The sequence below is a fragment of the Gordonia oleivorans genome (genome assembly GCF_040044975.1).
Lineage (GTDB): Bacteria > Actinomycetota > Actinomycetes > Mycobacteriales > Mycobacteriaceae > Gordonia > Gordonia oleivorans.
The window spans coordinates 40,777-62,300 of the sequence record NZ_JBDZDI010000011.1 but is presented as its reverse complement, the minus strand read 5'-3'; the positions used below and the strand labels follow the sequence as shown (position 1 = coordinate 62,300).

The 21,524-nt window shown below is 63.7% G+C and carries 19 protein-coding genes; 10 read left to right on the top strand and 9 right to left on the bottom strand.

Features of this window, described 5'->3' with window-relative positions; all coding sequences use genetic code 11:
• The first annotated feature begins 36 nt into the window (after positions 1-36).
• Entirely contained in the window at positions 37-933 is an 897-nt protein-coding gene (locus ABLE92_RS16160) for a hypothetical protein (RefSeq protein WP_348805795.1), read from the top strand.
• 248 nt (positions 934-1,181) lie between these two features.
• Here the strand turns inward: ABLE92_RS16160 and ABLE92_RS16155 are convergent, their stop codons facing one another.
• On the bottom strand, positions 1,182-2,204 hold the full coding sequence (locus ABLE92_RS16155; protein ID WP_307814794.1) for an endonuclease/exonuclease/phosphatase family protein: 1,023 nt from the start codon (positions 2,202-2,204) through the stop codon (positions 1,182-1,184).
• A gap of 518 nt (positions 2,205-2,722) precedes the next feature.
• Between ABLE92_RS16155 and ABLE92_RS16150 the strand changes: the two genes are divergently transcribed.
• Positions 2,723-3,514: a M23 family metallopeptidase gene (locus ABLE92_RS16150; protein WP_239582609.1), complete on the top strand. Its 792-nt coding sequence runs from the start codon at positions 2,723-2,725 to the stop codon at positions 3,512-3,514.
• A 253-nt stretch (positions 3,515-3,767) separates the two neighbouring features.
• Here ABLE92_RS16150 and ABLE92_RS16145 read toward each other — a convergent pair whose 3' ends face one another.
• Together ABLE92_RS16145 and resB are read right to left on the bottom strand one after the other, a co-directional pair.
• On the bottom strand, positions 3,768-4,097 hold the full coding sequence (locus tag ABLE92_RS16145; protein WP_055476455.1) for a DUF4229 domain-containing protein: 330 nt from the start codon (positions 4,095-4,097) through the stop codon (positions 3,768-3,770).
• Between the two features lie 131 nt (positions 4,098-4,228).
• On the bottom strand, positions 4,229-5,875 hold the full coding sequence (resB, locus tag ABLE92_RS16140; protein WP_496560818.1) for a cytochrome c biogenesis protein ResB: 1,647 nt from the start codon (positions 5,873-5,875) through the stop codon (positions 4,229-4,231).
• 377 nt (positions 5,876-6,252) lie between these two features.
• On the opposite strand from resB, the gene ABLE92_RS16135 reads away from it, so the two are divergent.
• The 3 genes from ABLE92_RS16135 to ABLE92_RS16125 all read left to right on the top strand — a co-directional run bounded on the left by ABLE92_RS16135 (position 6,253) and on the right by ABLE92_RS16125 (position 10,329).
• Complete coding sequence (locus ABLE92_RS16135) at positions 6,253-7,530, top strand: L,D-transpeptidase (RefSeq protein WP_139104530.1); 1,278 nt, start codon at positions 6,253-6,255, stop codon at positions 7,528-7,530.
• 197 nt (positions 7,531-7,727) lie between these two features.
• Positions 7,728-8,144: an ArsR/SmtB family transcription factor gene (locus ABLE92_RS16130; RefSeq protein WP_055476457.1), complete on the top strand. Its 417-nt coding sequence runs from the start codon at positions 7,728-7,730 to the stop codon at positions 8,142-8,144.
• The gene (locus ABLE92_RS16125) at positions 8,137-10,329 is read left to right on the top strand and encodes a heavy metal translocating P-type ATPase (protein WP_348805794.1); all 2,193 of its coding nucleotides are present in this window, start codon (positions 8,137-8,139) and stop codon (positions 10,327-10,329) included. Before ABLE92_RS16130 ends, ABLE92_RS16125 begins: the two co-directional genes overlap by 8 nt.
• A gap of 16 nt (positions 10,330-10,345) precedes the next feature.
• On the opposite strand, the gene lnt is transcribed toward ABLE92_RS16125, so the two are convergent.
• On the bottom strand, positions 10,346-11,848 hold the full coding sequence (gene lnt / locus ABLE92_RS16120; protein WP_348805793.1) for an apolipoprotein N-acyltransferase: 1,503 nt from the start codon (positions 11,846-11,848) through the stop codon (positions 10,346-10,348).
• A gap of 216 nt (positions 11,849-12,064) precedes the next feature.
• On the opposite strand from lnt, the gene ABLE92_RS16115 reads away from it, so the two are divergent.
• Positions 12,065-12,709 (top strand): DsbA family protein, encoded by a 645-nt coding sequence (locus ABLE92_RS16115; protein ID WP_348805792.1) that lies wholly within the window; start codon positions 12,065-12,067, stop codon positions 12,707-12,709.
• A gap of 65 nt (positions 12,710-12,774) precedes the next feature.
• Positions 12,775-13,347 carry a vitamin K epoxide reductase family protein gene (locus ABLE92_RS16110; protein ID WP_348805838.1) on the top strand — a complete coding sequence of 191 codons (573 nt, stop codon included), beginning with the start codon at positions 12,775-12,777 and terminating at the stop codon, positions 13,345-13,347.
• Positions 13,348-13,450: 103 nt separating this feature from the next.
• Here ABLE92_RS16110 and ABLE92_RS16105 read toward each other — a convergent pair whose 3' ends face one another.
• The 3 genes from ABLE92_RS16105 to ABLE92_RS16095 all read right to left on the bottom strand — a co-directional run bounded on the left by ABLE92_RS16105 (position 13,451) and on the right by ABLE92_RS16095 (position 16,018).
• Positions 13,451-14,392: a cation diffusion facilitator family transporter gene (locus tag ABLE92_RS16105; protein ID WP_348805791.1), complete on the bottom strand. Its 942-nt coding sequence runs from the start codon at positions 14,390-14,392 to the stop codon at positions 13,451-13,453.
• A 247-nt stretch (positions 14,393-14,639) separates the two neighbouring features.
• Positions 14,640-15,452 carry a cytochrome c biogenesis CcdA family protein gene (locus ABLE92_RS16100; RefSeq protein ID WP_348805790.1) on the bottom strand — a complete coding sequence of 271 codons (813 nt, stop codon included), beginning with the start codon at positions 15,450-15,452 and terminating at the stop codon, positions 14,640-14,642.
• Positions 15,449-16,018 carry a TlpA family protein disulfide reductase gene (locus tag ABLE92_RS16095; RefSeq protein WP_348805837.1) on the bottom strand — a complete coding sequence of 190 codons (570 nt, stop codon included), beginning with the start codon at positions 16,016-16,018 and terminating at the stop codon, positions 15,449-15,451. Before ABLE92_RS16095 ends, ABLE92_RS16100 begins: the two co-directional genes overlap by 4 nt.
• Positions 16,019-16,461: 443 nt before the next feature.
• On the opposite strand from ABLE92_RS16095, the gene ABLE92_RS16090 reads away from it, so the two are divergent.
• From ABLE92_RS16090 to ABLE92_RS16080, 3 genes are all read left to right on the top strand, one after another.
• Positions 16,462-17,394, top strand: coding sequence for a M23 family metallopeptidase (locus tag ABLE92_RS16090; protein ID WP_348805789.1), 933 nt, complete (start codon positions 16,462-16,464; stop codon positions 17,392-17,394).
• A 229-nt stretch (positions 17,395-17,623) separates the two neighbouring features.
• Positions 17,624-19,414 (top strand): aa3-type cytochrome oxidase subunit I, encoded by a 1,791-nt coding sequence (ctaD, locus tag ABLE92_RS16085; RefSeq protein ID WP_348805788.1) that lies wholly within the window; start codon positions 17,624-17,626, stop codon positions 19,412-19,414.
• On the top strand, positions 19,411-19,686 hold the full coding sequence (locus ABLE92_RS16080; RefSeq protein WP_055476898.1) for a hypothetical protein: 276 nt from the start codon (positions 19,411-19,413) through the stop codon (positions 19,684-19,686). The genes ctaD and ABLE92_RS16080 overlap by 4 nt, the downstream gene beginning before the upstream one ends.
• A 368-nt stretch (positions 19,687-20,054) precedes the next feature.
• On the opposite strand, the gene ABLE92_RS16075 is transcribed toward ABLE92_RS16080, so the two are convergent.
• Entirely contained in the window at positions 20,055-20,987 is a 933-nt protein-coding gene (locus ABLE92_RS16075) for a M56 family metallopeptidase (protein ID WP_348805787.1), read from the bottom strand.
• A 4-nt stretch (positions 20,988-20,991) separates the two neighbouring features.
• Complete coding sequence (locus tag ABLE92_RS16070) at positions 20,992-21,363, bottom strand: BlaI/MecI/CopY family transcriptional regulator (RefSeq protein WP_055476900.1); 372 nt, start codon at positions 21,361-21,363, stop codon at positions 20,992-20,994.
• Between the last annotated feature and the right edge of the window lie 161 nt (positions 21,364-21,524).

The window sequence follows — 21,524 nt, the reverse complement described above, 5'->3', positions numbered from 1 at the left end:
TAAGATGCTCAACATGACTAGTAGAAGGAGGTTCGGGTGCCAAAGTCAACAGAATTCAATGAGGCTACATATGCACAGCATCTAAACAACGAAATCACCGAAGCATTCAGGAGCCTCGGGCCGCCAGGGCTCGACGCAGTGCCACTGCTGCCGACACCTAGGGATGAGGCAGACCTAGGATACGATCTAGGTGTAACAGCTCGATGGGGTATGTACTATTTCCAACATAAAGTCCCGCAACTGCTATGGACAAAAGGGGCGAGTCAGAGCCCTCCCATGGTTCCGCCATTCTACCGATTTCAAGTTAAATCGGACGTCACCTCGAATGGCTGTATTCAGCATAATGTACTCGTCGAGCTCGAACAGGTCCGTAAAACCGAGGTCTTCTACGCTTCGCCAGCATTTTACACGAATAATGCTTTCCGTCGACACATCTTCGCTGGGACGGTCTGTGACCACAGTGTATTCGTCAAGCCGCCACTGCTTGGAATGATCGGCGAAGGCGATAGGCATGTGTTTGCATACGACACGGGGAGACCGTACACAGTGCAAGCATTTTCCCAGCCCTCCCAGCCCTCTCAAGCCGAATTCAATGAAGCCGTTGTAAGCACAATTTCATCTCTCATTGACCCTGAGCCGGAAAGTCTGGACAGTTTCCTCGGACGACAACTTGAAGGCCTATCGAGATGTATCGATATCGCATCGCAGAATCAGATCGAAGCGACCGGGCCGGAGGATGAGGTCGATCTCCCTTACCAGAAGATAGCAACGGCGCTGTCAACTCCTCTGCCAGATGAGTTGTTCTCACTACCCGCCGAGCAGTTTCCGGTAGGTGGGGACGAACCGACCGAGGAAACCCCCACCGCAACGCGCCTCGTTGTGCAAGCGGCAGAGCTAAGTCTGCAACCTGTGCTTGTCGCTACGCGCCAGTAAACAGAGCTGCGTGAGCTGACTCGCCGCCAGTCAGCCGCTCGTCGTCCTTGCCGTTCGAGAAGGCGCTTGCAGGTTCCGGCAGGCGGGTGCGTTTGACGCTCTCGCATCTTTCCGGATTCTTCTCCTACGCTCTCACACGATCGTGGATGGTTAGCAAAGCGAATGTCCGGCATGACTTGACAGCTGCCTGGTTACGAGGTTCATCGACTCTCACCATTAGCGGGATCGGACAAGACCGCGATTCAATCTCAAAGCCGGATGCTCGCGAGCACCCCGTGGTGGTCGGAGCCCGGCAGATCGATCCGCCGGAACGATGTCGGTGTCGGGCCGTTGCGGGTGAGTACCCGATCGAGCGCGAGCAGGGGCGGGTAGGGTCGGCCGGCGGGGTAGGTCGCGACGACGCCGGATCCGAGATGCTCGGCGGCGTCGGTCAGCTGGGGTGAATCCGGCGGTCCGGAGAGCAGCTGCCGGAAGGAGCGGTGATCGTAGGTCGAGTTGGCATCGGCGCCGATGATCAGCGGATCTGTGTCGGCGGACAGGATCGAGCGTAGCTCGCGGAGCTCGGCATTCCAGCGCCACGATGGTTCCGGATAGGGCGGCAACGGATGCAGTGCATAGACCGAGATGGGCGAGCGGTTTGGTAGCGTAAGTCGCGCATGAAGATTCGACAGTTCGAATCCGCGCAGGAGTTGCCCGTCAGTCAGCGGGGACCGAGCATAGATGCCGGCTCCACCTCCACCCTCGCGGGGACGGAGAAACGCGAACGGCAAGGCGTGGCGCAACCCGGCGCGATCGAGGGCCCCCACCGACTCGGGCGTCAGCTCGACCACCGTCATGACGTCGACTCGCGAGCTGCGTACCCGCGACACCATCTCATCCGGATCGGCCTGCCCGCGAAAGATGTTTGCCTGCATAACGGTCAAGTCCGAGTCCGAGACCAGTTCGTCCACTCCCCAATACAGCGGGGCCTGCGCCGTGACGCCCACGGCAACGACGAGCACAGCTGCCACCGCGGAGATCCAGGCGCGCGCGACGAGCAACAGCACCAGGCCGAGGACACCGACGCCGATTAACACCGGCGTGAACGCCGCCACCCGGGACGCGGTATTGCTGACCAGGCCAGAGTAGTGAGCAGCAATCCCGACGACAGCGGCGAGGACCGCACCCCAGCCGAGTGCTCGTAGGAGTCCACGCATGCGGTCGATCATGCCACGATCGCCGTCAGGCTCAGAACGCTGATAGAGGCGCAGGATGACGATTCTGACGCCCACTCGGAGAAACTAACCACGGTAGTAGTAATCTGTCCGTGGCCCGTTCGATATCGAACTGTTTCATCCGGAACGACGCTTGAACTGAGGGACCTTCATTGGCACGGCATCGCAAATCTGACCCCAGCCCACCTCCTGCTGGTATACCTGCGTCCCGCCGCCCTGCGTCGGCGGCTTTCGACCGCGGGCCTTCGGTGCCACGGCATTCGGGTATCGCGCGGGCGTCGGGGCGACATCGGATACCCCACCCCCCTGAGACTGCGGTCGGGTTCACCCGAGCAGTCCCCTCACCTGCCCCGGCCCTCACGCGCTCGCCGCAGATTTCATCGGTGAGTGCGCCCAGGACGTCTCCTCCCAACCCGCCTCGCGGCGCCCGCCCACACCCGTCCCCCTCGCATCATGCACGGCCGCACGCGGCCCGTTTCGACCATGACGCGTATGGGCCGTGGCGCACACCACGCTCGGTCGACGTCGGCAGGAACCAAAGGGTTGCAGCGCCTACCGCGCCATGGGAGCGGGCGATGTCCGTTCTCGATCACCATGACAATGAGCCAGTTCACTCTGATTTTCTCGATGTGCTCGACGAGGAGAAGACGTCGGGAACACCACTCAGGTCCGTAGCCGCAGCCGGGGTCAGTGGATCGCTCGCGGCTGCGGTGGTCCTTTGCGTCGCCGGCGGGACCGCGGCCACTGCGCTCGCCGATCGTCACAGCCCAACAGTCACCCCAGTTTTCCAGGCTGGCGTGTCCGCCGACGACCGATCCGCGGCAACGCCATCACCTGTAGCCCTCGGATCGGTGGACGATCGACAAGACACCACGCCGGCGCGGACATCGTCACTCGATGAGCTGACCGCGGCCGTGCGAGAGTTGGTGCAGCCAGATCGTCTGCGGCCTTCCGATCCCCCTGCGCCACAACGGCCGCGGTCGGCGGCACCTACCTACGGCACCGTGACCTCGAGCTACGGGGCACGCTGGAGTACCACGCACTATGGCCTTGACATCGCCAACGCGATTGGCACGCCGGTGGTGTCCGCAAGCGATGGGCAGGTCATCGAATCCGGTCCGGCCGATGGTTTCGGTTTATGGGTACGCGTGCTGCAAGACGACGGCACGATCGGCGTGTACGGGCACATCAACGAGGCGTTGGTGAGCGTCGGACAACGAGTCCGGGCCGGCGAGCAGATCGCAACGGTAGGAAACCGCGGCTACTCCACTGGACCACACCTGCACTATGAGGTCTGGCAGCAAGACGGACCCAAACTTGATCCGGCACAGTGGCTGAGAACCCGGGGCGTCTACGTCGTCGGCTGAACCGGCGTGAACGGTGCAAAGCTGCTGGAGATTTCGTGGCAGGTGTGCGGGCGTAAGCCAAGCCGACGTTGCCAGTCTCGTGGTCTTACTGAGCTTTACCGACGGCAAGCTTCTGGCAAATGCGCCCGATCGATCGGATCGCAACGGTGTGCAAATCTATCGTGGTCACAGGCCGCGGCGGACAGTGGCAGCCGCTCTTTGCTGGTTGGTGGTCGTACCCCATGATGAGGTGCGTACGTGCCTGGGTTGTGGTTTAACTATCTGGCAGGTTCACCGAGCGGCTCTTCGCGAGTCCCCTCTTGCTCGCATGGTGGGCGTCCATCGCTTCGGCCTGGTGATTGATGCGAGTTCGTAGGGGTTTGAGGACGAGCATCGAGACTGGACTACTGAGCACTACTGCGAGCACGACGGCTCCGAAAATCGGGATTTTCACGTCAAATACGAAGGAAATCAACAGGATCAATCCGCACAGCGCAGCGGCGAGTGCTAGCCGCGCGGCGTTATACAGCAGGGCAATCGCGACGAGTGACTTGCCCGAAGGGGCGGGCGAGGGGGCGGCATGGTCAGAAGTGCTTCTGCTCATGTTCGGTAGGCCTTCCGTGTGCTGCTTGTTGAATGCGATCGGATGTATGTGTGACGTGGCACGCCCTCTCGTCGAGTGCTTCAACTGGGGGACATCGATCCCCGCAGGATGAATCTCTGCTGATGTGAGTCTCATTCGTGACGTGTGCGTCGTAGTCGGCGGTTCGCTGACGCTGGCTCGGTCATCCATCGCCGCGCTTGCTCGTTGAAGTCTTCGCCCCACCCAGCCTGATCGGTGCGGGCCAAACCGGCGATGGTGACAGCAGTGCGTCGTTGGCCATCGATCTCGGTGGGCACCAACCGCACCCAGATTCGTCGGCGCCGGACAAGCAGGGACACAAGTAGCCCAGCCAGCATCACAGTCGCGGTCAGCAGGACCCAGTTCTGTGCCGGCCCGTGCGACACCTGCATGGACACAAACCGTTCGTACCCGTCGAAGCGCACTACGGTGCCGTCGGCGATGGTGTGGGTCTCTCCTGGGCCGAGATTGACTTGGGCCCGCTGCTGGAGCCGGCCCTGCTCGATGAGTGATTGGTTCAAGGAGTATGCGTTCTGCGGACGACCGGTATCCAGTCCGGTGTCGCCCTGGTAGATCCTGATCGCTACATACGGATCATTCGGCACGGGAAACGACGAGGTGAGAAGCGTTCCTTGGAATGCCGCGGTCGGCGCGAACAGACCCTCAATCGCGATCTGTCGGCGGCGCCGTTCATCCGCGTCGGGGTAAAGCCCCGCGGGAGTATCAAAACGGGCCGCGCCTGAGGACAACATCGTCTGCAAGTTGTCGGGAATGAAAAGTACTGTCTGAGTGCGCTGCTCACCGTTCGGGAAGGTCACTGTGAATGTAGGTGCGAAGCCATTGCCTAGGACGTAGACGCGGGCACCGGCTACTCGCAGAGGCTCGTTCACTCGAATACGCGCAGCGTTCCAGGTAGTGGGGTCGGACTGTCGTACGTCGTCGGTGTAACTGACGTCGGCTTCGTACATGTCGGGCTGGCCGCTCGGCAGGAACCTCGCATCGAAGCCCTCGACACGAACACAGAATGGTGAGAGATCGGTGCCGTCGACAAGGCTGCCTGCTCGAAACGAGTCATAGACGGCCGTCGAGGTGTTACAGAGGCCTTGCGTGCCATCGGCGATGAGACTGCGGGTGCCCTCGTACCCGTAAAGTTTGTCGGCCGCGATCGCTATCAACAGGGCGAGCAGTGAGAAGTGGAACAGGAGGTTGCCCCACTCGCGGAGGTAGCCCTTCTCCGCGGAGATCTCCACGGCTTCGGTGGGTTGGGCACCCGTCGCCGGGCGCGTGGTGGTGACTCGGCGCCAGCCACGCAGATTGGTATTTATCAGGGCAGCAACCTCGTCAGGATCTCCGTGCACCGTGTCCTCGACGTGCCGCGGCAGACGAATGAGGTTGCGTGGCGCGGGGACCGGCTGAGCGCGCACTGCGCGCGCATGCTCGAGAATTCGGGGGGTGAGGCAGCCCACAAGCGATACGAACAGCAGGACGTAGATCGCGGTGAACCACGTGCTGGCGAAGACGTCGAACAGCTGCAGTCTGTCCATCCACACCCCGAGCGCGCCGCGGTCGGCAATGTACTGGGTTGTTTTCTGCTCGTTGAGCGGTCGTTGTGGCAGCATGGCGCCCGGGATCGCGGCTGCGGCCAACAGGAACAGCAGCATGAGTGCGGTTTTCATCGACGTGAGCGATCGCCACAGTCTGCGCAGGGAGCCAAGCGCCGGGTGCGCTCGGCGCGGCGTCGGCGCTTCGGTTCCCATCATCGTGGTGGGGGTAACGTCGTCGCACTCCGACAGTCCATGACTGCAGGAGCGACGTCGAAGTCGCCGGCCGAGTGCCGATCGACACCCGCCACCACGAGCGCGGTGGGTCGCCGGGACATACTCCCCCGCACCGCCACTATGGGTCTCACCTGCTCTCCCTCACCTACCCGGATTACTACGCACCGTAGTATTTATAGAACCCGGATGGCAACCACGTTGGGTCTTGCTTGCTCGATCGGAGCGGTGAGGCCTGGTGAGCCGTAAACTACTATCATTGTTAGTAAGACCTGTGGCGGCGCCTACATTCTGTGGTCGTCGGTGTGTGCTCCGGATGAAGGGCTTTGTAACTGATGGGCCGCTTTGGCACTCCGAGGACGATGCGTCGCGACCGCCGATCGACTGGCCATAGTCAGCTGCGGCAACGTCTGGGAACCCTTCGACGCCACCGTTCGGCGCAGGTCAAGGCTCGGCATGTACTGGTATTGGCGGCGCTGACGGCCGTCGTGGTGGTACTGACCTCGTGCAGCTCGGCTGGCGGTAGCTCTACCTACAGTGACCAGATTTCGGCCGTCGACAGTTTTGCGGCCATCGCACAACCCTCCATCGCTGTGGCCACCGAAGGAGGCGATCGGCTCGCTCCCGACGCGGTTGTCGAACCTGGGCTTCCTATCGTTGTGACGGCCAGTCGCGGCGCGTTGACCGACGTCGATATCCCAACATCTAGCGGGCGTGCGTTGGCGGGCTCGCTGAGCGAGGATGGCAGTACCTGGACAAGCACCCAGCCGTTGGGGTACTCGAAGCAGTACTCCGTTCGAGCTGAAGCCGTGGGTGTGGGTGGTCGAACGAGCGTCTCGCAAGGCTTCACCACAGCCTCGCCGGAGTCGCTGACCAGCGCGGCCATTCTGGGCGAGAAGACCGTCGGAATTGCGCACACGATTGGTGTTCGATTCTCGGATCCCATCCCTGACCGCCGGAAGGCGCAGGCTGCAATCACCGTGGCCTCTGATCCACAGATGCAAGGCGCGTTCTATTGGATCAGCGACTCCGAGGTCCGATGGAGGCCCGAGCGCTTCTGGATGCCGGGGACCAAGGTCAGTGTCGCCGTGAACATTTACGGAGTCGACCTCGGCGACGGGCTCTATGGCAACAGAAATCTGTCCTACGACTTCACCATTGGCCGAGCTCAGACAATCGAAGCCGACGACAACACCAAGACCATCGTCGTAAAGAGGGATGGCAAGGTCATCCGAACGATGCCGACGTCGTTCGGCAAAGACAGCACACCGACTCCACGCGGCATCTACATGATCGGTGATCGCGTCGAGCACATCGTCATGGACTCCTCCACCTACGGAGTTCCTGTCGAGTCATCGGCGGGATACCGCACACCCGTCGACTGGGCGGTGCAGATGTCTTACAGCGGCATCTACATGCACGGTGCCCCGTGGTCTCTGTCGGCGCAGGGCAACAGCAATGTCAGCAACGGCTGCCCGAATCTGAGTCCCGCGGACGCGGAATGGCTCGTGAAGAACACGATGCGCGGCGACCCCGTCACGGTGAAGAACACCAACGCCGAAACACTATCGGGAGTCGATGGACTCGGCGACTGGAACATCCCGTGGGCACAGTGGAAGAAGGGCAACGCAGACACCTAGGCATCGGGCTGGCTCGATCCAGACACTCCATCACGGTCCAGTCGACTGAGCTCGTCCGGCCTTGACCCTGGACGCCTACGGGCCGGCCCCGACCGGTCCGTGCCCGCGGGTATGCCATCCGCCATATCAACGGATATTGAGGTATTTGCCCGAAGGTGGTTACATGGCGACATATCAACGAACGTAAGGATGTCGATATGACCCGGGAGCCGGTGGATACATGCGACTTGCTGTGCCTCGATTTGCCTCACGCAGAAGGTATCCGGTCTGCGTTGCCGGATGCGACGGCGGTCGACCGTGCCGCCACCGGGGCCCGTGCGCTCGGCGATCCCACTCGTCTGCGCGTAGCGACAGCGTTGCTGTCGGGGGACGAACTGTGTGTCTGCGACCTCGCGTGGGTGGTCGGCATGGCGCAGAACCTTGTCTCACACCATCTGCGCCTGCTCAAGAGTGCCGGCCTCGTGACCGGGCGTCGCCACGGACGGTTGGTGATGTATGCGTTGACTCCGTCCGGTCATGCTCTCGTGACAGCGGTTCTGGCGGTCGCCGGGGTCTCCACGACAGCCGCGACGAAACCGGCGGCGGCCATAGTGCAGGGGCATACACATGAGTGACGCATGCTGCGGACCCTCAGATTCCGCCGCCCTCGAGGCTGAGGCCGATCAGGGACCGGTCCGGTTGTGGCAAGTACGCGAGTTGCGTTTCGCCGGCGCAGCAGCAGTTTTCCTCGCGTTCGGCTGGATCATCGGAAGCTCGCTATCGGACACCGCAGGCGTCGTCCTGGAACTGCTCGCGGCAGTTGTTGCCGCCTCCACGTTCGTGCCGTCGACACTGCGATCGCTGCGCCACGGGCGCATCGGTGTCGGAACGCTGATGACGATCGCCGCAATCGGCGCCGTGGCGCTAGGCCAAATACCCGAGGCCGCGCTGCTGGGAATCTTGTTCTCGGTCGCTGAAGGACTCGAGCATTACGCGGTCACCAAGACCCGGCGAGGCCTGCGGGCGCTGCTCGCGCTGGTTCCACCGACCGCATCGGTGATTCGTGGGGGTCTCGAGGTCACCGTGTCACCGGATGAGTTGATCTTCGGCGATGTGATGGTGGTGCGTCCCGGTGAGCGCGCGGCGACCGACGGGACTATCACCGCTGGCACTACCAGCGTAGATCTGTCGGCGATCACCGGCGAATCTGTGCCCGTGGAGGCGGGTCCGGGTGACTTGCTCTACGCCGGCGCGATCAACGGTGGCGGTGCGATCGAAGTCCGCGTAACCGCCCGCGCCGCCGACAGTTCCCTAGCCCGCATCGTGCACATCGTCGAGCAAGCGCAGGAACGCAAGGGCGCCGGCCAACGTCTCGCCGACCGCATCGCCCGCCCCCTGGTCCCGGCCATCATGGTGCTAGCCGCACTCGTGGCCGGTATCGGTGCGCTACTCGGTGATCCGCTGCTGTGGCTCGAACGCGGCCTGGTGGTGCTCGTTGCCGCGTCCCCGTGTGCGTTGGCGATCGCGGTGCCGCTGACGGTGGTCGCCGCGATCGGCGCCGCCAGCCGCCATGGCGCACTCGTCAAAGGCGGTGCTGCACTCGAAGAGCTGGGACAGGTCCGCGTCGTCGCGCTGGACAAGACCGGCACCTTGACCCGCGGCACTCCGGAGGTCATCGACGTGGTGAGCACACCCGAGGTCACCCGCGAGGACGCGTTGTCTTATGCCGCCGCGCTCGAGGCTCGCAGCGAGCACCCGTTGGCGAGCGCGATTCTCGCGGCCGCACCTGCTCTGGGCTCACCTGCCGATGACGTCACCGCGATCGCCGGTCACGGCCTCACCGGCCGGATACGCGGACAGCAACTGCGCCTGGGCAAACCCGGGTGGCTCGATCCCGGCGCGCTCGCCGGAGACGTCACCCGATTGCAGAGCGACGGCGCCACCGTCGTGCTGATCGAACGCGATGGCACCGTCGTCGCCGCGATCGCGGTCCGCGATGAGCTTCGCCCCGAGGCCGCTGAAACGATCGGGCACCTGACGGCGCTGGGTGTCGACTCGGTCATGCTGACCGGGGACAACGACCGCACCGCCCACGCCTTGGCCACGGCCGCCGGAATCGACACCGTGCATGCCGAACTCCTTCCCGAAGACAAAGCCGACTTGCTGGCCACGCTAGCGCGCGGGCGGGCGATCGCCATGGTCGGCGACGGCGTCAACGACGCCCCGGCGTTGGCCACCGCCGATGTCGGTATTGCGATGGGAGCGATGGGTACCGACGTCGCTATCGAAACCGCCGATGTGGCGTTGCTGGGCGAAGATCTTCGCCGTCTCCCGCAACTACTGTCCCATGCTCGGCGCGCACGCCGAATGATGGTGCAGAACATAGGATTCTCTCTGGCGATCATCGGTGTGCTGATTCCGCTGGCCGCCACGGGCGTCCTCGGCCTGGCCACAGTGGTCTTCGTCCACGAACTCGCAGAAGTGCTGGTGATCGCCAACGCGATTCGTGCCGCCCGGACGAAAGCGCTGCCGGGCACCGGTGCCGTGCCCCGGGTATCCCCCGGCACGCTCAACATCTCGGTGGCGGCCTACCACGACACAGGTGACGCCTGCTGCGCCCCGGTATCAGCCACCACCCCCGTTCAGCCACGGTCGGTGCCCGCGGTACCCCTGCTGCCGGCTCCACGATTCCGCGGCGCGGCGACCAGCACGAGTTGTGCTGCCACGGCCGAACCAGGGTGCAGTTGCTGTTCGAGCCCGTCGGATGATGCCGATGACGTACCGAGTAGCTCGCCAACGTTTCATCGCGAGCGTCACTGAGGGCACCACGGCCGCGTCAGGTGCGTTGGCGTGATCTCCACGTGCGTACAATCAGTGCCGCCAGGACGGCGGCAGCACAGATCCCTTCTCCTGCTGCTCCGATCCGCGTCGCCAGGGTCGTCGTTGTCCTCAGCGGCATCCGCGCGATGAGAACATCGGGGGTGAACAGCGCTGTGCGTTGTGCAACGGTCCCATCAGATTCGATGACCGCGCTCACCCCACTGGTTGCTGCGATGACCACCGCCTTATCGTGCTCGACTGCCCGCACCCGCGACATCGCGAGTTGCTGGTAGGTCATCTCGGTGCGCCCGAACGTCGCGTTGTTGGTCGGCACGGTGATCAGTTGCGCACCGGCGCGCACCGATTCGGTCACCAGATCGTCGAACGCGACTTCGTAGCAGGTCGCCACCGCCACCGGTACACCGGCAAGATCGACAACGCCATCGCCTGTGCCAGGAACGAAGTTGCCGGCCCGGCTGGCGTAGGACGACAGCTGTGTCATCAGTCCCCGCAGCGGCAAGTACTCCCCGAACGGCACCAGCTGACGTTTGTCATGCTCCTGACCAGGACCGGTGACGGGATCCCACACCACCAACGTATTGCGGGACGTGCCGTTGCTCCCGGCGATCACCGCTCCCACCAGGATCGGCACCCCGATCGCCCGCGCGGCACGATCAATCTGCGCCGCAGCATCACGGTTACCGAACGGGTCGATGTCGGATGAGTTCTCTGGCCACACCACCACATCGGGACGCACGACCCGCCCAGAGCGGATCTCCTCGGCTAGGTCGAGGGTGCGTTGGACATGGTTGTCGAGCACTGCGCGTCGCTGAGCATTGAAATCCAACCCCAGCCGCGGCACATTGCCCTGCACCACTGCCACCGTCACCGACCGCTCCCCCGCGTCATCGCCTCCCCCCGCGGGCGTCATCGTCCACACCAGCAGTCCAATCACGGCAACCGTGGCCGCAGGCCCGACCCACGTCTGAGGCTGCCGGCGGATCACGGCCCCCGCCGCCGCGGCCAGGGCCGCGCCGAGCAGCACTACAACGAACGACAACCCCGGCGCGCCGACCAGCGCCGCCAACGGCAGGAGCAACCCGTCCGGTTGACCGAATGCGATTCGGCCCCAGGGGAAACCGCCAAACGGTATCCTGGAACGAACAGCTTCGACTGCCACCCAGGCGCCTGCCAACCACACAGGCGCGCCGCGCCATCTGCCCAGTGCCGCTGCCAACGTCCCGAAGATCCCGAACGCCACCGCCTGGACTGCTGCCAAGACCAGCCACGGCACCGCACCCACATAGATGCCGACCCACGGCAGCAAAGGCACGAAAAACCCCAGCCCAGCCAGATAGCCATAGCCGGATGCCGCCCACAACGACCGCCCCCGCAGCGTCACCACGAGAACCGCGATAGCCAACGGGGCGAGGAACCACAGCTGACGCGGAGGGAAACTCACGTACAGCATGCCGCCGGCGCCGACGGCAGCAGCGCTGCGCAACACCGGATGAAGCATCGGTGGAAACGACGCACCGGCCCGCCGAGCACCCGAAGAACTCACCACCGCGCACCGCACCCCTCACCAAAGTTGTCGAGCGCACCGATCCGCCCGCGGTCGCCCGGCCGGGGCCGCGCTTCTGTAAACTACTAGCTAACGTAGTAGTAGTTTGACGGGAGTGAACATCGTGGCAGGTCAAGCGCTGAAGGTTCGACTCGAGTCGAGGGTGCCCCGGTGAGCCGCAACGTCAAGATCTCACTGGCCGTGGTGTTCGTGTTCTGTCTGGCGCTCACAGTGGTGTTCGTGGTGTCCCGGGCCGGGGAGAGCGAACAGGCTGCCGCCCAGGCGAGCATGACGGTACGGGATGATTCCCCGCGACTATCGACTCCGACCGAGTCCAAGGCGACATTTGTCGAGTTCCTGGACTTCGAGTGTGAAGGGTGTGGGGCGGCGTACCCGGCGGTGGAGCAGCTTCGCCAAACATACGGCGATCAGGTCACTTTCGTGGTCCGCTACTTCCCGCTCCCCGGGCATTTCAACGCTGACCGCGCGGCACGGGCCGTTGCCGCCGCGGCCGAGCAAGGCCAGTTCGAACCGATGTACCGCAAGATGTTCGACACCCAACGCAGCTGGGGTGAGCAGCGGGTACCGCTGGATGATCTGTTCTTCTCCTATGCCCAGGAGCTCGGTCTGGACATGGATCGATTCGCCGCCGACTACAACTCGCAGGCCACCCGCGAACTCATCGACCGCGATGTCGCTGATGGCAAAGCGCTGGGTGTCACCGGTACACCCACCTTCTTCATCAACGACGAACTGATCAAACCCGAGAGCTATGACGATCTGAGCTCGGCGCTCGAATCCGCAATACGCCAGTGACCGTCCCACCACCACCCCGGCAGGCCTCGCTATCCTCACCCTCGGCGGCAGCTACACGATTTTCAGTGTCTCCGCGATTGCTCGCGTGGATCCTTGCGGTCTGCGGAGGTATCGGGCTCATCGCTGCGTTCACGCTGACGGTTGAAAAGTTCGAACTGGCAACCGATCCGGCGTACACACCGACCTGCAGTATCAACCCGATCGTCAATTGCGGATCGGTCATGGACACCCCCCAAGCAGCCGTCTTCGGGTTCCCCAACTCACTGCTCGGAATCGCCGGCTTCTCCGCGCTGATCGCTGTCGCGGTCCTGATGGGGAGCCGGCCGCCCACCTGGGTCATGATCGGGCTGCAGAGTGGGTTGACGGGTGCGGTGGTGTTCGTCCATTGGCTGATCTTCCAGAGCCTGTACCGAATCAACGCGCTCTGCCCGTACTGCATGGCCGTGTGGGTCGTTGTCGTAGTTGCCTTTTGGTATGTGAGCCTGCGCAATGCCGACCATGTCTGCCCACCCGGGAGAGCACGCCGAGCCCTCGATGCGATCCTCACGGTGCACACCGTAATACCGCTGGTGTGGGCGATGGCGGTGATCGCCCTCATCATCGAACGCTTCTGGTGGTACTGGTCCACGCTGGTGTGACCGTGGCCCGATTGACAGGGGTGAAGCATCGTCTCTCCCCTGGCAACGATCGTGCACTTCGTGCGCAGACCGGCGGCCGTGGGTGTCGTCGATGCGCCACCCCTCACGGGTGATGGGCTGCCAACGCTTCCTCCTGGTGACGCTGGGCACTGGTCTCGAGCTGGAAGGTGGAGTGCTCGAACGAGATGGCGAAGTGGGTCGCCACGCACGTTCGGATGTCATTTAAGATCGTGGGGGCGTGGCCGTCCTGGAAGCAGTCGTCATCGACCACCACGTGAGCGCTGATGACCGGGAGACCAGTGGCCACCGTCGATGCGTGGAGGTCGTGCACGTCCTGCACGCGGTCCATCTCGAGAATGTGGGCCCTGACGTCGTCCAAATCGATCTCCTTGGGCGTGAACTCCATCAGCACTCGCGTCGTCTCTGCCATGAGCTTGAGGGCGCGGGGTGCGATCAGTAGCGCAATGAACAGGCCGGCCAGTGCGTCGGCTTGTTGGAAGCCGGTGGTAGCGATGACGATCGCGGCGACAATCACACCCAGCGATCCCAGTGCGTCGTTGAGGACCTCCAGGAACGCCGCTCGCATGTTGAAGTTGGCCCCGCGTCCTGAGGCAAGCACCAGCATGGCGACGATGTTCGCCACGAGCCCGATGATTCCGAAGATCAGCAATTCGGTCGAGGGAACCTCTGGCGGAGCGAACAGTCTCCGCACGCCCTCAACAGCGGCGTAGAGCCCGACAGCAAGCAGCAGCGAGGCCTGCCCCAGAGCGGCGATGACCTCGATGCGCCGCAGTCCCCATGTGCGAGTCTTGCTGACCGGACGGTGCATCACGGTTGCTGCGACCAGCGCGACCGCCAACCCGATCGCATCTGTCGCAGCGTGCGCGGTGTCGGTCAGCAGCGCCAGACTTCCCGTGATCACCGACCCGACCAACTGGGCCACGACAATGATCCCCGTCAGAACAAACGCTATCGCCAGACGGACACGCAGCGACGAGTCGCTGGACGCAGGATCGGTTGGTCCGTGGTTGTGTCCGGCTCCCATACTTCGTACTCCCTCTCATCCACACCCAGATAGCCACGCTACCCGTATATATCAATACCTGCGCATATGACTATATGACAGACCGGAGCGGAACGCTACCAGCGGATCACGTCACGACTGACTCGGGATGTGCTGAGATGGCCCGACGTTGGCGGCGTGGAGGCGGTGTTTGTTCGGTCTCGTGAGGGTGCGGTGACCGGAAACAGGGGGAAGCGGTGACGTCGGATCGGGACCGCCACCACAGGGCTCAGATGGGTAGTTGAGTATCGGTGATGAACGCGTCGCGGACCCACACGATGAATTGATCCCACAGGCCGGTGATCAAGGCGATGCCCACCGCGATCATCATGGCCCCGCCGGCGATCTGGATCATGCGGGCGTGGGTCCGCAACCAGCCGAGGCTTCGCAACGCCCACGCCGAGGAAAACGCAAGCACAACAAAAGGAATGCCAAGGCCGGCGCAGTACGCCACGATCAGCGCGACGCCCTTGGCTGCGGTGGCGCCTTCGGTGCCGCTGGCCGTAGCAATGACTGCCGCGAGTGTGGGCCCCAGGCACGGGGTCCACCCGAGTGCAAAGACCCCGCCGAGCAACGGGGCGCCGGCGATGTTGGAGACGCGGCGGGGGGCGAACCGTCGTTCCTGTTGCAGTGCCGGCACCAGCCCGATAAACACCAAGCCCATGACGATGGTGACCACACCGCCGATACGTTGCAGGACTTCACGATTCACCACGAAAGTCGTGGTGACCCCAAGTACTGTGGCGGTCGCTGCCACGAAAACCACGGTGAAACCGATGACGAACAGGCCTGCGGCGAGCGCCACACGCGAGCGACCCCGTTTATTCGACTCCCCCACCGACACCGCTGGCGCCTCGGCGCCGACCACGCCAGCCAGATAAGACAGATACCCCGGGACGAGCGGGACCACACACGGTGAGGCGAACGACACCAGCCCGGCGATCACGCATGCGAGCAGCGCCAGCAGTAGCGGACCGCTGGCGACGACGTCAGCAAACGTCTCGCCGACCGAGGCTTGCAGTTCGACTGACTGCGCCGTCATGGGCGTTGTGTCACAGGCTCAGCGACGACGCGCTGAACTGTTGCCCCGAGTTCGTCGGCGGTGATGGCCTTGAGGAACACCGCGGCCGGACGGTGGTCGCGGTCGAGCACGATGGTCGTCGGCACCACCGACGTTGGAGTGGTCAGCGCAGCCAGAGTGATGCCGGCAAAGTCGTAGATCGAGGGAAAGGCGACTTTCCTGTCGACAATGAAGTCCTTCGCCGCTTGCCGGTTGTCGCGCAGATTGATACCGAGGAACTCGACCCCCGAGGTCTTGTTCTGGGCGTAGACATGCTCGAGGTCGTCGGCTTCTCCCCGGCAGGGTCCGCACCACGAACCCCATACGTTGATGACGACGACTTTGCCTGCGAAGTCGTCGAGTCCGATGGTCTGGTCGGTCACCACATCAGGGCCTGAGACGTCAGCGATCCTCTGACGGCTTGCAGGCGGGTCGTAGGTGATGACCGTCTGCCCGCCGGGTGAGACGAACTGAAAGGTTCCCCCCTGCGCAACGGCGTCGTCGCCAGCGCTACCACAACCCGACGCTACCCACGGCACCACGCACATCAGCGCCAGGATTGCCGCCCGCACCGCGGTTATCCTTCTCTCCTGCTGCACCAGCACTCCTTGACCTTGATCTACTACGCAGCGTGGTAGATCAACGTTCGCGTTGTCAACATAGCCGTAGTTTTTGCGATCTGCACCGGCCCGTAGACCCACGTCCCGCGGCGAGGGTTCTGCCGCGTTCATCTGACGTATCGGTGCGCTCAGCTGCGGTTCCGCTTGATTCGGTCGAGGTCCCGAGGCTGGGCATCATTGCTTATCTGCAACTACGTTTCCTAGTAGTAACGGCCGCCAGTTGCGACTGACGCTCAACCGGATCGTGTTACTGCTGTGACCTGTGGGGCCTATGGTTCGAACGGAGGGCTGCCAATCGGGGCCTCATGTGCACCTGGCGTGCGGTGCTGAACGTCAGTGCGTCGCGCCCGTCTCCGGAAGGTCTCGCTGGCATGCCTATGTCGTCCCTCATTCGCCGCTGCGGCGTTCCACGGCCCTGTCTGAGGCTGGGGGCCGTGGGAATTGTTGCTGCGGTTCTGCTGAGCCTCTCGCTTGACGCTCGAGCGCGCGCCGACGCAGATGACACCCATGTGGCCCAGCAGTTCGCCCAACTGGTCGCCGAGACGATCTCGGCATCCTTGGGGGGGCCGGCGATGGGGGAACTAGCCGACGAGATCCGGACCGTCAGCACATGTCTGGCCGATCGTGCGCGCCCGGTCGAGCCGTCGGAGCCAACGGATGACCCCATCACTGCGGTGGGTTGCTTTGCCGCCGTTCTCAGTGCGGGACGAGCAGCTGCCGAACTGGTTGTCGACGCGCTACCGATCGGGCGGTTGCTGGCGCTGCTGGCATTTGAGATGCGTCCCCACGATCCTGCGACCCCGCATCCCGCACCGAACGGTCCACCCGTCTATTCGTCGCCGTCGCCGGGGTCCGTAGTCGCTCCGACGAATGGTCGAATCACCTCCACCTTCGGTGACGGTCGAGGTCATCAGGGCATGGACATCGGCAACGACCTCGGCGCGCCGATTTTCGCGGTCACCGACGGCGAAGTGATCAACTCCGGCCCTGCCCAAGGCTTCGGATTGTGGGTACGTATCCGACATGCCGATGGAACAGTCACCACCTACGGCCATAACGACGACAACCTCATCGAGGTAGCGGCTCCGGTCACGGTCGGCCAACCCATTGCCACGGTTGGCAACCGAGGTAACTCAACCGGCCCCCACTTGCATTTCGAGGTGGCCGATGCATCCGGTGCTGCCCTCGACCCGGTGAGCTGGCTCGCCGAACGCGGCGTCCGTCTGCCCGCCGACGGCGACGCCGAACCTACTATCCCTCCCAACGAACCGCCGAGCAGCGGAAGTGCAGAACTCTGGCGGTAGGGAGCAGCGACGCGTAACCGCGATGACCCTCCGCGCCTGACATTGGTGAGGGAGCCGACTTTTCGTTGCCGCCATGTCGGTACTCGCCCGAGATTCGGGATTCCAGTACCAACTATGCTACCTAGTAGTTAATCGACTACAGTCCGTAGTTACGGCCCGGGAAGTCGCACGCAGGATGCGCGTGTTGCTCGATCAGGGCCACCGTTTGTCCGACTTAGATGGAGGCCTGATGACCGCGGTGTCCCCGCGCCCACCCGAGGTGGTCGCTACGCGGCCCTACCCCGAGCGGCGCAAGTCCAGAGGGTCATTCATCTACAAGCTGCTGACCACGACCGATCACAAGTTGATCGGCATGATGTACATCGTCGTGTGCTTCGCGTTCTTCCTCATCGGCGGCCTGATGGCGCTGCTGATGCGCGGCGAGCTCACGACGCCGGGCATGCAGTTCCTCTCGACCGAGCAGTACAACCAGCTGTTCACCATGCACGGCACGATCATGCTGCTGATGTATGCCACCCCCATCGTGATCGGCTTCGCCAACTTCGTACTGCCCCTGCAGATCGGCGCTCCCGACGTCGCCTTCCCGCGGCTCAACGCCCTCGGCTTCTGGCTGTTCGTCTTCGGCTCGACCGTCGCGATCGCCGGCTTCATCACCCCCGGTGGTGCCGCCGACTTCGGCTGGACCGCCTACACCCCGCTCAGCGACGCCATTCACTCACCCGGCGTCGGCTCCGACATGTGGTTTCTCGGACTGACAGTGTCCGGTCTGGGCACCATCCTGGGCGCGGTCAATATGGTCACCACGGTCATCTGTCTGCGCGCACCGGGAATGACGATGTTTCGCATGCCGATCTTCACGTGGAACATCCTGGTCACCAGTGTCCTGATCTTGCTGGTGTTCCCGCTGCTCACCGCGGCACTGCTCGGCGCCGAAGTCGACCGTCAATTCGGCGCGAATCTGTTCGATCCATCCAACGGCGGCGCCATTCTCTGGCAGCACATGTTCTGGTTCTTCGGTCACCCCGAGGTCTACATCATCGCGCTGCCGTTCTTCGGCATCGTCTCCGAGATTTTCCCGGTCTTCAGCCGTAAACCGTTGTTCGGGTACTCAGGACTGGTCTACGCCACCCTCGCCATCGCCGCCCTATCGGTCGCGGTGTGGGCGCACCATATGTATGTCACCGGCGCCGTGCTGTTGCCGTTCTTCTCCTTCATGACGTTTCTGATCGCGGTGCCGACGGGCGTGAAGTTCTTCAACTGGATCGGCACAATGTGGCGGGGCCACATGACGTTCGAGACACCGATGTTGTTCTCGGTCGGCTTCATGGTCACCTTCCTCTTCGGCGGACTCACCGGTGTGCTCCTGGCCAGCCCACCCATCGACTTTCAACTCTCCGACAGCTACTTTGTGGTGGCCCACTTCCACTACGTCCTCTTCGGCACCATCGTGTTCGCCACCTACGCCGGCATCTACTTCTGGTTCCCGAAGATGACCGGACGTCTGCTCGACGAACGCCTGGGCAAGATCCATTTCTGGCTGACGTTCATCGGCTTCCACCTCACCTTCTTGGTGCAACACTGGCTCGGAGCAGAAGGCATGCCCCGCCGGTACGCCGACTACCTGCCCTCAGACGGCTTCACCACGCTCAACATCATCTCCACCGCCGGCGCGTTCGTCCTCGGCATCTCGACCTTGCCGTTCCTGTGGAACGTCTTCCGCAGCTACCGCTACGGCGAGGTCGTCACCGTCGACGATCCATGGGGCTTCGGCAACTCCCTGGAATGGGCCACCAGTTGCCCACCGCCGCGCCACAACTTCACCGAACTCCCCCGCATCCGGTCGGAGCGTCCAGCGTTTGAACTGCACTACCCGCACATGGTGGAGCGGATGCGCGCCGAAGCTCACGTCGGCACACGGCACGGTGAACCCAGCGAGACCGCAGAAGAAGTCCGCCGTGCGCCGCTGACCACCGGAGACCATGAAGCATCTACAGATCCCGACCCGGAGAGCCGACCGTGAACAACTCCCCCTTCCCTGCCCTCGACCAGGCCGCCGTCCCGCGATCGCGCCGCCCGCTGACCGTTCCTCGATGGTTCGCCATCCTCGCAGTCGGCTACACCGCGTTGATGACCTTTGCGTTGACCCTGCTCGCAGGTTCTGTCCTCGCTCAGGGCACTCCCCTGCTGCTGTGGCTGATCGCGGCGACCGCGGCAGCCTGCGCGGCCCGCGGAGCAGCCGCGATCGCGGCCCGCACAGCACAACCAGCGCGCGGCCGTGCGCTGCGGCGGTAGCCGGTCGCGTCATCCATCGGCCCAACTCTGCGTGATCAGAGCCTTGCCTGCGGGGCGTGGTGCTGCACAGCGCCACGTGGGCCATGTCGAGACTGCACGCCCCGATGCATAGCTGACGCGATCCCGGTATGACCCTGGTGACGTGGATTATGCATCCTGTTGCGACAGTCTCTCGGCTGGCGGGTCCGATGGCGAAGATGCACTCTGGGCCTCGCGGGCGCGGCGCGCGCGGGGCGTGCGCGGGGCGTGCGCGCAACACCATGAGACACGCGCCGGTGAAGGTCGTCGTTACCGGTGGCGCAGATGAACGAAACGTCGCCGGGTTTGCGACACTAACTGCTGAAGAGTGAACGTGGCGGTGCGGGGACTCACGCGGTGAGCCCATGCGCAACAACTGAGAGCACCGGAAGTGCTGCAAAGGTACACAATGCGGCACCCAGAAGTGGCAGTACACTCGCCGCTGCGTACTTCGATTTGGTCGGCTCGATCACGCCATTGTCGAGCATGCGCAGCCGGTAGCGCGTGGAGTGCTGCATGGGGGTCCCGGGGCCTACGCCCTGACCGGTGACATGGGCCAGTGCGCTGCGTACCGCAGCCGTGCTGGTGACCCGGGCTGCCGACATGTCGGCATCCACTTCGATCAGGGCCGCGACCGCCGCTGGCGCCCGCCGAAACAGCGGTACGAAGGGCAGAGCACGTGCCATGACGTCGCAGACCGCCAGGACCCGGTCGTGACGAGACCTTAGATGGGCGAACTCGTGTGCCAGTACTGCTGCCCGCGCCTCGGCCGGCACGCGTGTGCGCAGCGCGCTGGTGGCTACCACGAAACCGCTGCGTCCGCCGACGCAGTAGGCCATGGGGTGGGGATGATCGATCCAGAGTACGTCGGGGGTATCGGGTTCGGTGCTGCCTACCACCGCAACGACGTCGCGATGAAGGCGTTGCACACGTTGCACATCGCGCGTGTGACGAGCGCACGACATCGCGGTGCGAGCGACCACGGCGAACAGCACGACGGCGACGGTGATGCCATACACCTGGCTGAAATCGTCGCGCACCGCATGCAGGACAGCGCCAGCGCACCGAGCCAACGTGTCGACGAAACGCTCCGCAGGCGGCGCATCGGGCCATAAGGCCGACAGCGCCGACAGGAGAAGCAGTCCCACCGCAGTGGCAATGCTGCTGACCCATGCGGTGATCACTACCCGCGGTGACCATCGCTGTGGCAATCGGTCGAGAACGTAAGGACCCAACACACCCAGCACGGCCGCGCCCACCAGGTGGGCCAAAGCAACGCTCACACTCTCAGCGCCTTCTCGGACGATCCGTCCGCGTCCGGGACAAGTGTTCACTGAGGACCTCGCGCTCCTCGGGGGTAACCATCCGCGCGAAATGCATCAGGACCGCCGTGGAATCGCCGCTGGCATCGAGCACCCGTCGCAGTGTCTGCGACGTCGCCTCCTCCCGCGACTGCAACGGGAAGTACCTGTAGGCGCGGCTGATCTTCTCGCGTCCGGCGAAGCCCTTCTTGTGCAGATTGGTCACCACGGTCAACACCGTCGTGTACGCCAAATCGCGATCGGCCAACGCATCGACAATGTCGTGCACACTCATCGCCGCAGAAGCGCCCCACAGCACGTCCATCACTGCGCGTTCCAACGAACCCAATTGAGTCACCGTCGCCTGCCTGATCGCCTTGTCTTTGCTGCCAGTCTAGAACAAACTACCCTGCTTAGTAGCCGAAGGTGGCTTCGCCAGGTTGGCCGCCACCATCTGACACACTTTTCGCATTTCCTGCGGTGCCATGACTCACCTCACCGCCTACTGAAAGCGCCACT

Excerpts from the sequence above, each read along its gene's own strand:
- ABLE92_RS16150 (WP_239582609.1), top strand. The coding sequence starts at position 2,723 with ATGTCCGTTCTCGATCACCATGACAATGAGCCAGTTCACTCTGATTTT.
- ctaD (WP_348805788.1), top strand. The coding sequence starts at position 17,624 with ATGACCGCGGTGTCCCCGCGCCCACCCGAGGTGGTCGCTACGCGGCCC.
- lnt (WP_348805793.1), bottom strand. The coding sequence starts at position 11,848 with ATGCTTCATCCGGTGTTGCGCAGCGCTGCTGCCGTCGGCGCCGGCGGC.
- ABLE92_RS16095 (WP_348805837.1), bottom strand. The coding sequence starts at position 16,018 with ATGTGCGTGGTGCCGTGGGTAGCGTCGGGTTGTGGTAGCGCTGGCGAC.
- ABLE92_RS16090 (WP_348805789.1), top strand. The coding sequence starts at position 16,462 with ATGCCTATGTCGTCCCTCATTCGCCGCTGCGGCGTTCCACGGCCCTGT.
- ABLE92_RS16135 (WP_139104530.1), top strand. The coding sequence starts at position 6,253 with ATGCGTCGCGACCGCCGATCGACTGGCCATAGTCAGCTGCGGCAACGT.
- ABLE92_RS16145 (WP_055476455.1), bottom strand. The coding sequence starts at position 4,097 with ATGAGCAGAAGCACTTCTGACCATGCCGCCCCCTCGCCCGCCCCTTCG.
- ABLE92_RS16105 (WP_348805791.1), bottom strand. The coding sequence starts at position 14,392 with ATGGGAGCCGGACACAACCACGGACCAACCGATCCTGCGTCCAGCGAC.
- resB (WP_496560818.1), bottom strand. The coding sequence starts at position 5,875 with ATGATGGGAACCGAAGCGCCGACGCCGCGCCGAGCGCACCCGGCGCTT.
- ABLE92_RS16100 (WP_348805790.1), bottom strand. The coding sequence starts at position 15,452 with ATGACGGCGCAGTCAGTCGAACTGCAAGCCTCGGTCGGCGAGACGTTT.
- ABLE92_RS16125 (WP_348805794.1), top strand. The coding sequence starts at position 8,137 with ATGAGTGACGCATGCTGCGGACCCTCAGATTCCGCCGCCCTCGAGGCT.
- ABLE92_RS16130 (WP_055476457.1), top strand. The coding sequence starts at position 7,728 with ATGACCCGGGAGCCGGTGGATACATGCGACTTGCTGTGCCTCGATTTG.